The 11,963-nt window shown below is 68.2% G+C and carries 10 protein-coding genes; 4 read left to right on the top strand and 6 right to left on the bottom strand.

The annotated features are described in order from the left end of the window. Positions 1–420 precede the first annotated feature (420 nt). Positions 421–687 (top strand): hypothetical protein, encoded by a 267-nt coding sequence (locus VLA96_12655; protein ID HSE50051.1) that lies wholly within the window; start codon positions 421–423, stop codon positions 685–687. A gap of 109 nt (positions 688–796) precedes the next feature. On the opposite strand, the gene cax is transcribed toward VLA96_12655, so the two are convergent. The 6 genes from cax to VLA96_12625 form a co-directional block, all read right to left on the bottom strand. Next, positions 797–1,912 carry a calcium/proton exchanger gene (gene cax / locus VLA96_12650; GenBank protein HSE50050.1) on the bottom strand — a complete coding sequence of 372 codons (1,116 nt, stop codon included), beginning with the start codon at positions 1,910–1,912 and terminating at the stop codon, positions 797–799. 85 nt (positions 1,913–1,997) lie between these two features. Then, positions 1,998–2,759 carry a dolichyl-phosphate beta-glucosyltransferase gene (locus tag VLA96_12645; GenBank protein HSE50049.1) on the bottom strand — a complete coding sequence of 254 codons (762 nt, stop codon included), beginning with the start codon at positions 2,757–2,759 and terminating at the stop codon, positions 1,998–2,000. 175 nt (positions 2,760–2,934) lie between these two features. Beyond that, positions 2,935–4,305: a hypothetical protein gene (locus tag VLA96_12640; GenBank protein ID HSE50048.1), complete on the bottom strand. Its 1,371-nt coding sequence runs from the start codon at positions 4,303–4,305 to the stop codon at positions 2,935–2,937. 177 nt (positions 4,306–4,482) lie between these two features. Next, positions 4,483–5,466 carry an HD domain-containing phosphohydrolase gene (locus tag VLA96_12635; GenBank protein HSE50047.1) on the bottom strand — a complete coding sequence of 328 codons (984 nt, stop codon included), beginning with the start codon at positions 5,464–5,466 and terminating at the stop codon, positions 4,483–4,485. A gap of 44 nt (positions 5,467–5,510) precedes the next feature. Then, entirely contained in the window at positions 5,511–6,272 is a 762-nt protein-coding gene (locus VLA96_12630) for an endonuclease/exonuclease/phosphatase family protein (protein HSE50046.1), read from the bottom strand. 4 nt (positions 6,273–6,276) lie between these two features. Further along, entirely contained in the window at positions 6,277–7,650 is a 1,374-nt protein-coding gene (locus VLA96_12625; GenBank protein ID HSE50045.1) for a phospholipase D-like domain-containing protein, read from the bottom strand. Positions 7,651–7,763: 113 nt separating this feature from the next. On the opposite strand from VLA96_12625, the gene VLA96_12620 reads away from it, so the two are divergent. The 3 genes from VLA96_12620 to VLA96_12610 all read left to right on the top strand — a co-directional run. Next, the gene (locus VLA96_12620) at positions 7,764–10,304 is read left to right on the top strand and encodes an AMP-binding protein (GenBank protein ID HSE50044.1); all 2,541 of its coding nucleotides are present in this window, start codon (positions 7,764–7,766) and stop codon (positions 10,302–10,304) included. Between the two features lie 88 nt (positions 10,305–10,392). Beyond that, complete coding sequence (locus tag VLA96_12615; protein HSE50043.1) at positions 10,393–11,097, top strand: hypothetical protein; 705 nt, start codon at positions 10,393–10,395, stop codon at positions 11,095–11,097. Between the two features lie 237 nt (positions 11,098–11,334). Continuing rightward, on the top strand, positions 11,335–11,963 hold a 629-nt coding region (locus VLA96_12610), incomplete at its 3' end, for a CDP-alcohol phosphatidyltransferase family protein (GenBank protein ID HSE50042.1).

Below are 11,963 nucleotides of genomic sequence, written 5' to 3'. Positions count from 1 at the left end.
CAGCTTCGTCACCCCGCGCTCAGTCGACGTCTACGTCCGCCGCCTGCGCGAGAAGATCGAGAAGGACCCCGAAGACCCGCGCCTTCTCACGACCATGCGCGGCGCCGGCTACCGCTTCGAGGCGAACAAGTCGTAGCGCTCCCATCAAGCGCGTATAGTGAAGGTCCAGGTTTCGCAAGCTACCATTCACCGGCATGCCCGGGCTGACCTGCTTGGTCCTTTGCGCCACCTCGAGAAGGGTGGGCCGCTCGGGCCTCCGGCAGCGGCAGGAAGCGGATGCAGCCGCGGCGGAGCGCATAGTTTTTCCACAGCCACCGCGAGCAGGGTTGCTGCATCGTATGAGTAGCGATCAGTGTCCTCGGGCCGGCAAGCGCGGCCTTCCCTTCCACCGCATGAGCCTCTGGCCTGGAGCGGTCTCCAATGGTCACGAAGTGCGCGAACGCCGTCTGTAACAACGACTTCCACTACCTGCGCAAGGGACGCCTGTTCCTGGTTCCGGTGGACGACCACGGGCCGCTGCCCTCCGGTCCGCAGCTGGTCGGCGACCGCAAAGGTCCGCAGCGCGTGGAGCACTACTGGCTGTGCGACGAGTGCGCCGAGCGCCTCACCCTCGCCATCGACCGCCGGCTCGGCATTGTTACCGTGCCCATCAATACGCCGGTGGCGAAGCGCGCCGCCGCTTCCTGATCGCAGAATAGTCTTCAGACTTCAGACGTCAGTCTTCAGGAGATTGCGGGGGCCTTTGATTTCCTGATGTCTGAAGACTGAAGTCTGAAGACTCGCTTCCTGCAATCTCCTACCCCGGCACGAAGAAGAACGCCACGCCCAGCATCGCGTAGAGCGCCAGCAGCTGCGCGCCTTCGAACCAGTTGGTCTCGCCGTCGGAGGAGATCATCTCGACCACCAGCACCGAGAGCGCGACCGCCACGATCTCGAAGGCGTTGAACACCAGCGACATCGGGCGGCCGATCGCGTAAGAGAGGAAGACCAGCACCGGCGCGACGAAGAGCGCGATCTGCGTGCTCGAGCCCACGGCGATGGTGAACGCCAGGTCCATCTTGTCGCGCCGCGCCATCAGGATGGCGGTGGAGTGCTCGGCGGCGTTCCCCACGATGGCCACCACGATGACGCCCACGAACAGCTCGGTCCAGCCCAGGGTCTGCGTGACCGCGTCGATCTCCCCCACCAGCATCTCGCTCAGGTAGGCGATGAGCAGGGTCGCGAGCGTCATGGAGCCGAAGGCGCGCCTCTGCGACATGCGGCCGGCGGAGTGGCCGGGCGCGGCTTCCTCGTGCGGCGTGAACAGCGCCTTGTGCGTCTTGAGCGCGAACAGGAAGCTGATGCCGTAGATGACGATGAGCACCCCGCTGGTCCACAGGCTGAGCTGCTCGATGCGGCTGTCCTGGTGGCGCAGCGAGCCGTAGACCGCCAGGTCGAAGACCGCGGGCATGACCAGCGCCGCGACTGCCAGGAACAGCATGGTGGTGTTGGCGCCCGCCGCCACGCGCGAGAAGCTCTGCCGCTGCCGGTTCCAGCCGCCCGCGATGATGGCCAGGCCCAGCACCAGCAGCAGGTTCCCGATGATGGAGCCGGTCAGCGAGGCTTTGACGACCTCGATGTGCCCGGCGCGCAGCGCGAAGAACGCGATGATGAGCTCGGTGGCGTTCCCCATGGTCGCGTTCAGGATGCCGCCGATCGTCGGCCCGGCGCGCTCCGACAGCGCTTCGGTCGAGTCCCCCAGGATGCCCGCCAGCGGGATGATGCCGAGGGCGGCGAACAGGAAGATCAGGAAGGCCGAGCCGCCGGTGAAGTGCAGCACGATGGCCGCCGGGATCGCCAGCAGCAGGACGTTCAGCCAGGGCGCTTCCGCGCGGAACGGGATGCGCTCCCACCACTTTGCGGGCTTCGCCATGGCGGCAGATTGTAAATGGTCGTCGGCCCTCGGCCCTCGGTCGTCGGCAGAAACCGGCACGGCCGACGACCGAAGACCGCAGGCCCTAGGTTGAAGATGCGACGGTTTGCGGGCTCGGGCCGGCGTACTTTCCGGTCAGGTCGTACCAGCGTACGCGCAGCAGCTCGGTGAACATCCGCACGCCGTCGCGGAACGGGTGCACCTTGGAGCGGTCGTCATTCGCCCACGCGACCGGGATCTCCGCCACCTTCAGCTTCGCCTTGCGCGCCAGGTAGAGGCTCTCGGGATCGAAGCCCCAGCGCTCGATGCGCTGCAGCGGGAAGGTGCGCTGCGCGGCCGCGCGCTTGAACGCCTTGAAGCCGCACTGCGTGTCCACGTAGCGCAGCCCCAGGATGACGCGCAGGCAGAGGTTGAAGATGCGCCCGAAGGCCTGCCGCAGCAGCGACTGGCGCTGCTTCTGCAGCTCGGGACGCAGCCAGCGCGAGCCGATGGCGATGTCCGCGCCGGCCTCGAGCGCGGCGAACAGCTTGCCCGCCTCCGAGATGGGCGAGGAGAGGTCGGCGTCGGTGAACAGCATCACGTCTCCGCGGGCGTTCATCATGCCGTTGCGCACGCTGTAGCCCTTGCCCCGGTTGCCGGGGTTCTCGAGCAGGCGCACCGTCGGGTGCTGCCGGATGTAGCTGCGCACCAGCTCCGCCGTGTTGTCGCGCGAACCGTCGTTCACCACGATGACTTCCGCGGTCCAGCGCTCCTCGGCGATGTGCGCCAGCACCTGGTCGAGCGACGCCGGCAGGCGCTCGCCTTCGTTGTACGCCGGGATGATGACGCTGATCGTACGAGACTCCATCAAGACTGCACCTGTGAGAATAAAGGATGAATGCCGCCCGAGGAGCAGCAACTTGGGTTAGAGGCTCACCGCTGCCCGGTTGTTGCCCCAACGAAAGGAAGACAGGAGGACACAAAGGCCGCTGAGGAATTCTCTCGGTTCCTCTGCGTCCCCGGCGTCCTCTGCGACGTTCGTTCTACGTTTGCAGCGCGGCGGCGACCGTCTGGCACTGCGTGCGCAGCTTGTCCACGGTCGCCTTCATCGCGGTGATCTTGTCGTTCAGCCCGCGTTGCTGGGCCAGGCCGATGAGGGCGCCGGCGGTCTCGGTCTCCTTGTTGGCCGAGGCCAGCAGGTACGCGAGCGCGTCGGCGTGCGGCTTCCACAGGTAGGCGGAGTTGCGCTTCGCGTGGTACTCGCGGATCTCCGCGATCATCCGCGTGTTGAGCGAGACGGCGCGCTGCATCGAGCGGGCGTAGTCGGCGCGGAAGCTCTTCTCCTGCAGGTAGTCGGCGCGGAAGGCCTCCGCCTCCGCCGGCGTCAGGGTGCAGTTGCCGTGCGGCAGCGGGACGATGAGGGTGCCGCTCTTGCTGTCGGCCGCGCGGCTGAAGTTCCGGATGGACTCCCCGATGCTGCGCAGCTTCCCTTCCTCCACGTCGTTGACGATGGCCACCGCCGGCGCCGCCGCCGCTCCTCCGCCGCCGTGGATGGCGGGCGCGGCCGCCGGCATCTTCTTGTCCACCACCTTCTTGAACTGCGACACCTTGCGGAACTGCTCCTGCGCCCGCCCGTACTCCACGTTCAGCACGTCTTCGTGCACCTGGTCGAGGTGCTGCACCGTGACGTCGCCATCCACCTTCGACATGATCGACGCGCCCTGCTGCTGCGCGCGCGCCGCGAACGTCTTGATGTGCTGCGCCGCCTGCCGGAACAGGTCGTCGAAGCGCGCGCCGAAGTACGCGTTGTACGCCGCGATGACCGCCAGCGACCGCGGGTGGTAGAAGCTCTGCTGCAGCGACTGCTTGATCTCCCGCACGCGCTGCGAGATCCCGGAATCCATCAGCTTGTCGAAGTGCCGGATGTCTTCCACTTCCTGCCGCACGAACTCGAACTCGTTCACCAGCTGCGCGTGCTCCTTGGGGATGTCGGCCACCGCGACCCCTTCCAGCGTCTGCTCGAGCTGCTTCGCGAACTGCTGGGAGAGGTCTTCGTGCTTCTTGTCGCCGGCCATGCGGCGATAGAGGAAGGTGGCGACGAAATCAGCCTTGTCGCGGTCGTTCTCCGTCCGCGAATGCTTCTGGATGTAGTAGCGCAGCAGCGCCTCGGCGGTCTCGTTGGACGTCTGGTCCTTGAGGGCGTCGCGCACCATCGGCGGCGTGATGGCCATGTCGAGCAGGTCGAGCCAGCGCTGCAGCACCTCGATGGACTTCTCCACGTGCTCGCGGTCGCCCGCGGCGGAGGCCGCCTCCTGCGGCAGCGGGATGGCGTGCGCCAGCGCCGTCTCGATCAGCCCGATGTAGAAGCCGTGGACCGCGACCAGATCCTCGAGCTGGCGATCGACCGGAGACACGCGCACCTCAGCCTTAGCGCTTGGCAGTTTCCCTGGGAGTGGGGAGAGCCGGAGTGTACTGTGGGCTTTCTCCCGCCGCAAGCAAAACCAACGTCGCGGCCTGGGGCAGAGGAAGACCGGAGGGAAAGCGACCGGAGACAAGCATCTCCGACTCCCCTGCGTCCTCTGCGACTCTTATTAGGCCGCGCGCTCTCGCTGCCGCAGCATCTCGAAGAATTCCTGCACCACGTCCTTGTCCCACAAGGCCTGCGCGGCCTCCTCGCGCATGATGCGCTCGCACTCCTCGTGCGGCTTGGCGGGCTTGTACGGCCGCGCGGTGCGCAGCGCGTCGTACACGTCGACCACTTGCAGCACGCGCGCCAGCAGCGGGATCTCGTGCCCGCGCAGCCGGTCGGGATACCCCGAGCCGTCCCAGTGCTCGTGGTGGTGCCGGATGATGGGCAGCACCAGCCGCAGCGCCTTCAGCGGCTTGCAGATGTTCTCCCCGATCTCCGGGTGCTTGCGCATCACCTCCCACTCCGCCGCCGTGAGGTGGTCGCCCTTCTTCAGGATGTGGTCGGGGATGGAGATCTTCCCCAGGTCATGCAGCACGCCGCCCCGCCGCAGCGCCGTGATCGAGTCTTCGTCGAGGCGCAGGTGCTTGCCGAGGTCCTGCGCGGAATGCGACAGCCGGTCGCAGTGGCCCTCGGTGTAGGGGTCGCGCGCCTCCACGCCGAGTGCGAGCGTGAACAGCACCGTCTCCACGCTCTCCAGTTCGTCGGTGAACTCCTTGAGCCTGAGCAGCGAGCGCACGCGCGCGAACAGCTCTTCCGGGAAGATGGGCTTGTTCAGGAACTCGTCGGCGCCCGCCTCGATGCCGCGGATGCGGTCTTCGCGGTCCGTCAGCCCGGTGATCATGACGATGGGGATGAGCCGCGTCGCGGGGTCGCTCTTCAGCTCGTGGCAGAGCTCGTAGCCGCTCTTCCCCGGCATCACGACGTCGAGCAGGATGAGGTCGGGATGCTGGCCGCGGATGGCGGCCTGGCCGGCCTCGGCGCTGGTCGCGGTCGTGACCTCGTAGCCCCGCGAGCCGAGCAGTTCGCGCGTGAGGAAGATGTTGTCGGGATTGTCGTCGACCACCAGGATGCGCGGCGCGCGACGACGCAACGAAAGCTCGGCCATCGCCTATTGGAACAGCGGGTACTCAGGATGGTTGCATCAGCCCTTCAACTCGCCGCCGGGCCCAGGTCGAACTCCGCCACCAGCGGGACATGGTCGCTGGCCACCAGCGCCAGCCGCGAGCGGTGGATCCGGAAATCCAGCAGGCGCAGCCCGCGCTCGTAGTAGATGTGGTCCAGGTGCAGCAGCGGCAGCACGCCGGGGAACGTCCGGCGGCGCGGCTGCCCGTTCTTCACGTCGACTTCGGCGAAGTGCTGCCGCAGCAGGCGCGTGGCCAGCCCGCGCGTCCACTCGTTGAAGTCCCCCAGCACGATGCGCGGCGCGCGCAGCTCCGGGTTGATGAGGATCTCGCGCCCGACCAGCACGTCGCCCTGGTAGCGGCGCTCGAAGAACCCGGTGCCCAGGTGCACGTTGAAGACGTGCAGCAGCCGGCCGCCGAGGTCCAGGTCCACCCGCATGCAGCCGCGCCGCTCCCGCCCGCTGCGCGTGATGTCGTAGTTGTGCATGTGCACGATGGGAAAGCGCGAGAGCACCACGTTGCCGTACGCCGCGCCCCGGTGCTTGCGGTTCTCCCCCAGCCGGTAGTGGTATTCGGGCTCGAGCGCCTGCGCCAGGTACGCAGCCTGATCTTCCGGCGGATCGCTGCGCGGGAAGCTCAGCACCTCCTGCAGCGCGATGACGTCGGCCTTCAGCTCGCGCAGCACGCGCGCGATGCGCTCCGGCCGCGTCCGCTGGTCGAGCCCCTTGCACTTGTGGACGTTGTAGGTGGCGACGCGCAGGCGCACGGCGGTTCGCTCGTCTTTCAGCACGGCCTCATTCGTGGCGCGAGATCAGCCAGCCGGCCCACTCGAAGCCCCGCTGCCAGAACGGCCGATGCTTCCACGATTCCAGCGTCACGCGCTCGCTCTGCGCCAGGTCGCGGGCAAAGTCCGCCGTCAGCCGCTCCGCCAGCTCCGCGCTGCGTGCCGTGACGCTCAGCTCGTCGTTGATGCCGAAGGAGCGGTTGTCGAAATTGGTGGACCCCACCACCACCCAGTCGTCGTCCACCAGCATGACCTTGGCGTGCAGCATGCTGGGCTGGTACTCGTAGATCTCCACGCCCGCCTCCAGCAGCTTGCCGTACAGCCCGCGGCTGGAAGAGCGCGTCATCATGTGGTCGCTCTTCTTCCCGGGCACCAGCACCTTCACGTCGAGATGCCGGTCGCGCTTGGCCGTGATCAGCACTTCCATGAGCGCCTTGTCGGGCAGGAAATACGGCGTGGTGATGTAGATGCGCCGCTGCGCCGACCCCAGTAGCGCCTGGTACAGCACGCGCGCGCGCGTCGCGTTGCTCTGCGACGGCGTGGAGTTCACCACCAGCACCGGCACCTTGCCTTCCCGCTCGACGCCCGGGAAGAAGCGCGCGGAGTTGAGCACGACGCCGCACGATTCCACCCAGTTCTCCACGAACGTGCCTTGCAGGCTGTTCACCGCGTCGCCGCGGAAGCGGAACATGGTGTCGCGCCAGCGCGGGTGGTCCTTCTCGCCTTCCAGCCAGTGGTCGGCGATGCCGGCGCCGCCCGCGAATGCCACTTCGCCGTCGATGACCAGCAGCTCCCGGTGCGTCCGGTTGTTGTACCGCAGCCACGTGTTCCACCGGATGGGGTGATAGAACTGCACCTCGCCGCCGGCGTCGAGCAGCTTCTGGAAGTAGCCCTTGGAGGTGGAGAACGAGCCCACGCCGTCGATCAGCACGTTGACTTTCACGCCGGCGCGCGCCCGCTCCGCCAGCGCGTCCACGAACTGCTGCGCGATCTTCCCTTTCTTGAAGATGTACGCCTCCAGGTTGACGGACTGCCGGGCGTTGCGGATGGCTTCCAGCTCCGCCGGGTAGTAGTTCTCCCCGTTGCTCAGGACTTCGACCGAGCTGTTGCGGTCGAAGTGCCCGTCGGCCAGGGCCTCCAGCATGCGCTCGAACTCCGGCGCGCCGATGGCGATGCCGCGGCCGTCGCTCAGCCGGTAGTTCGGGGCCGGCTGCAGCAGGAACACCAGCAGCCACGCGAGAAAGAGGACGATGGCGATGGCCGTGATCACGCGCGCCTTTCGGGCACTGATGTAATGCGCAAGCAGGTCCTGGTGCGAGAGCCGCTTGAACTTCTCGCTCGAGTCGATGCGCCGGACCTTGGGCTTGCGCGCCGTCGTTGCCATGCCCGTGTTTAAGATGCCCGCCCCGCAGTGCGTGCTGGCCCGACCGAGCTTCCGCCGCGGCGCGCGCGAAGGAGCACGCCAAAGCCGCCCGCATCATTTACCTTGTCCTTCGCATGTCCCGCGACTCCCTAGCGCAGTACTTCCAGGAGCTCGGCCGGCACGGCGGCGATCTCGCCTACGTGCACCGCCGCGGCTATCGCTGGGAGCGCTGGTCGTACCGGCAGGTCGCCGAGACGGCCCGCCGGTTCGCGCGCCTGCTGGAGACGCGCGGCGTCGGAAAGGGCGACCGCGTGCTGCTCTGGGGCGACAACTGCGCGGAGTGGGTGGCCGCGTTCGTCGGCTGCGTGCTGCGCGGCGCCGCCGTCGTTCCCATGGACCGCGTCGCGTCGCCCGGCTTCGCCCGCCGCGTCGCCGAACAGGTGGATGCGAAGCTCGTCGTCCGCTCGCGCGACTTGCCCTGGGTAGGCGCCGGTGACTCGCCCGCGCACCTCATCCTCGAGGAACTGGTCGAGGCGGTCGCCGCCGGATCCGCCGCGCCCTATCCATCGCCTCCGCTCACGCGCGCCGACACCCTCCAGATCGTCTTCACCTCCGGCACCACCGCCGAGCCCAAGGGCGTGGTCATCTCGCACGGCAACGTGCTCGCCAACCTCGAGCCGCTCGAGCGCGAGATCGCGAAGTACCGGAAGTGGGAGCGCATCTTCCATCCCATCCGCTTCCTCAACCTGCTCCCCCTCTCGCACGTCTTCGGACAGTTCCTCGGCGTCTTCCTGCCGCAGGTCCTCGGCGGCACCGTCTTCTTCCAGGACACGCTCAATCCCACCGAAGTGCTGCACACGGTCAAGCGCGAGCGCATCTCGGTCATCGTCGCCGTGCCGCGCATGCTGCAGTCGCTCAAGGACAAGCTCGAGCGCGACTTCGAGGCCGCGGGCGCGGCGGCCTGGTTCCGCCGCGCCTGGGTGCGCGCCGGCGACCAGAAGTTCCTGCGGCGCTGGTGGACCTTCCGCCGCGTCCACCGGCGCTTCGGCTGGAAGTTCTGGGCGTTCATCTCGGGCGGCGCCGCGCTCGACGCCGACACCGAAGAGTTCTGGCGGCGCCTCGGCTACGCCGTCGTGCAGGGCTACGGCCTCACCGAGACCACGTCCCTCATCAGCGTGGCGCACCCGTTCAAGCTCGCCAAGGGGGCGATCGGCAAGGTCCTGCCGGGCCGCGAGCTCAAGCTCGCCGAGGATGGCGAGATCCTCGTCCGCGGCGAAAACCTCGCCTCCGGCTACTGGCAGGGCAACCGGCTCGCTCCCGTCGCCGCCGACCAGGGCTGGTTCCGCACCGGTGACATGGGCGCGCTCGACGCCGACGGCAATCTCTTCTTCAAGGGCCGCAAGAAGAACGTCATCGTCACGCCCGCCGGCATGAACGTCTATCCCGAGGACCTGGAAGCGGCGCTCCGCCGCCAGCCCGAGGTGCGCGACTGCGTCGTCGTCGGCATGGAGCGCGCCGGCAACGCCGAGCCGTGCGCCGTCGTGTTGCTCAATCAGCAGGTAGGCGCTGGCGACACGCTCGCCGCCGAGGTCGTCAAGCGCGCCAACACCGAGCTCGCCGAGTACCAGCACATGCGCCTCTGGTATGCCTGGCCCGAGCCCGACTTCCCGCGCACCTCCACGCACAAGCCGCGCACCAACCTCATCGCCGAGCGCGCGCACGCGGCCCTCGGCGGCAAGGCCACGGCCGTCCCGCAGGGCGCGCTCGCCGAGCTCATCGCCCACATCACCGGCCGCCCGGTCGCCGCCCTTCCGCCCGCCGCTTCCCTCGACGCCGACCTGAACCTCACCTCGCTCGACCGCGTCGAGCTGATGTCCGCCCTCGAAGACCGCTACCAGCTCGACCTCAACGAGACGCAGTTCGCCGGCGCCACCACCGTCGCCCAGCTCGAGCAGATGCTGCGCGAGCAGCCCGCCCAGCGCTCCGAATACGAGTATCCCCGCTGGACGCAGCGCTGGCCCGTCACCTGGCTCCGGCCGCTCGTCTATTACCTGCTCACCTTCCCCGCGACCATCCTGATGAACAAGCCGAGGGTCATCGGGCGCGAGAACCTGCGCGCGCTGCGCGGGCCCGCGCTCGTCATCTCCAACCACGTCGCCTATCTCGACGTCGGCTTCGTGATGTACGCGCTCCCCGCTCGCATGCGGACCCGGCTCGCCACCGCGATGGAAGGCGAGCAGCTCTGGCTCATGCGCCATCCGCCTGGCTCGGTGCCCGCGTGGCGCCGCCCGCTGAAGAAGCTGAGCTACTACCTCACCATCGCCCTCTTCAACGTCTTCCCGCTGCCCAAGACCACCGGCTTCCGCGAGGCGTTCGCGTACGCCGGCGAGTCCGCCGACCGCGGCCACAGCGTGCTCGTCTTCCCCGAAGGCGTGCGCACCACCACCGGCGAGATGTCGCCCTTCCGCTCCGGCATCGGGCTGCTCGCCAACCGGCTCGGCCTGCCCATCGTGCCCATGCGCATCGACGACCTCTTCCCGCTCAAGGTCCGCAAGCAGCGCTTCGCCCGGCCCGGGACCATCAAGGTGCGCGTCGGCAAGCCGGTGCGCTTCCCGCCCGGCTCCGACCCCGAACACATCGCCCGCGAGCTTGAGCGGATCGTGAAGAACCTGTGAACCACGGAGACACGGAGCACACGGAGAAAATCAGATATATTTTTCGTATTCCTCCGTGTTCTCCGTGCCTCCATGGTGAATTGAGTCCATGAAGAAAGTCGTCGAACGCGAGCGCAACAAGCACTACTACCGCGTGCTGCACGTCCCCATCTGGATCTGGGTGTTCTGGATCCTGCCTGGGAACCTGACCGGCGACCTCTACGCGCACGGCCCCGACTGGCGCCACTGGACCTGGCTGGCCGTCGTCGCCGCCGTCTGTGCCTGGCGCGGCTTCGCCGGCCGCCTGCCCGGCTGCGAGACCCGCCCCTACATCACGCACTGGGGCGTGGACCAGCCGAACCTCTGGTATCGCGTCGTCTGCTACACCGCCGCCTGGATCGCGCTGCTCGTCCCCTACACGCTCAACCTGCTCGGCCTGGTCATCGCCAACGTCACCGGCAAGTGGCTGCTCAAGGATTTCTACAACTGGCTCTACTGGGTGCTGGCGCTGGGCGTGGTGTTGGCGACCGCGGCCGGCGTCACGCCGCGCGCCAGGCGCTCGACGCTGCACGAAGGCTCCGAGCGCGCCTGGTTCTACGTCGCCATCTGGACCGTCGTCCCGACCCAGGTCATCGCCTGGGCGATGTGGCGGCTGGGCTCCCGCATGGGCATGGCCGGCGCCCCGCTCGACCGCCTCCGCCTCGCGACCTTCCTCGTCAGCACCGCCGTCTTCTTCGGACTCGGCTGGCTGGCCAAGCTCCCCCGCACCGACCGCTACTACGTCGTCGGCGCCGAAGCCAAGGGCGGCTTCTGATCTGTCGCGCCTTCGTTTCCGCCGTCACGAACGCCCGGGTGGAAGAGCGGGCCTTTAGCCCCGGCCCGCGGCTGAAGCCGCTTCCTTCAGGATCTGACGCGGCGCTGAAGCGCCGCTCTTCCGCCCTGGGCTAAGGCGCTGATTCCATTCACTGCCATCCCCGGATGAGGCCCGGATTACCTCCAGATGACGCGCCGGCGATTGCCCTCCGCTGGCCGGCGGCGCCATATTGCCGTCATGGCAAACGCATCCCTTTCCCTCACCGGCTTTCGCGACGCCATCCGGCTGAACCACAGCCTGACCGCGGCGCACGAGAAGCGCGCGCTCATCTGGATGGCCGCGCGCACTCCGCGCTGGACCTCCAGCGACCACCTCTCCGCGCTCGGAGTCGCCGCGATGGCCGCCGCCGGGGCGGCCTACTGGATGTCGCGCGTCAGCCGCTGGTGGCTGCTCGCCGTGGTCGCCTGCCTCGCCCTGAACTGGCTGGGCGACTCGCTCGACGGCACCCTCGCCCGCTTCCGCAACCGGCAGCGCCCGCGCTACGGCTTCTATCTCGACCACGTCCTCGACGCGCTTGGCGTGGCCCTTCTTCTCGCCGGCCTCGCGCTCTCCGGCTACGTCGCGCCGCTGGTCGCGCTCGGCTTGCTCGCCGCCTACCTGATGCTGATGGTCGAGGCCGTGCTCGCCACCTACGTGCTGGGCGAGTTCCGCATGTCGTTCGCGTGGTTCGGCCCGACCGAGTTGCGCATCGTGCTCGCGCTCGGGACGCTCGCGCTCTGGCGCAACCCGATGCCGCTGCTGTTCGGCGTGCGCTGGCGGCTCTTCGACCTCGCCGGCGCCATCGCCATCGCCGGCATGCTGGCCGT

Source organism: Terriglobales bacterium, from assembly GCA_035457425.1.
GTDB lineage: Bacteria > Acidobacteriota > Terriglobia > Terriglobales > Acidobacteriaceae > JACPNR01.
The sequence above is the reverse complement of the archived record's forward strand: the minus strand, read 5'-3'. Positions and strand labels throughout refer to the sequence as shown.

What these genes read in the sequence shown, in the direction of transcription:
- VLA96_12645 (HSE50049.1), bottom strand. Translation starts at nt 2,759, where the DNA reads ATGGAGTCTCGTACGATCAGCGTCATCATCCCGGCGTACAACGAAGGC.
- cax (HSE50050.1), bottom strand. Translation starts at nt 1,912, where the DNA reads ATGGCGAAGCCCGCAAAGTGGTGGGAGCGCATCCCGTTCCGCGCGGAA.
- VLA96_12635 (HSE50047.1), bottom strand. Translation starts at nt 5,466, where the DNA reads ATGGCCGAGCTTTCGTTGCGTCGTCGCGCGCCGCGCATCCTGGTGGTC.
- VLA96_12655 (HSE50051.1), top strand. Translation starts at nt 421, where the DNA reads ATGGTCACGAAGTGCGCGAACGCCGTCTGTAACAACGACTTCCACTAC.
- VLA96_12625 (HSE50045.1), bottom strand. Translation starts at nt 7,650, where the DNA reads ATGGCAACGACGGCGCGCAAGCCCAAGGTCCGGCGCATCGACTCGAGC.
- VLA96_12615 (HSE50043.1), top strand. Translation starts at nt 10,393, where the DNA reads ATGAAGAAAGTCGTCGAACGCGAGCGCAACAAGCACTACTACCGCGTG.
- VLA96_12620 (HSE50044.1), top strand. Translation starts at nt 7,764, where the DNA reads ATGTCCCGCGACTCCCTAGCGCAGTACTTCCAGGAGCTCGGCCGGCAC.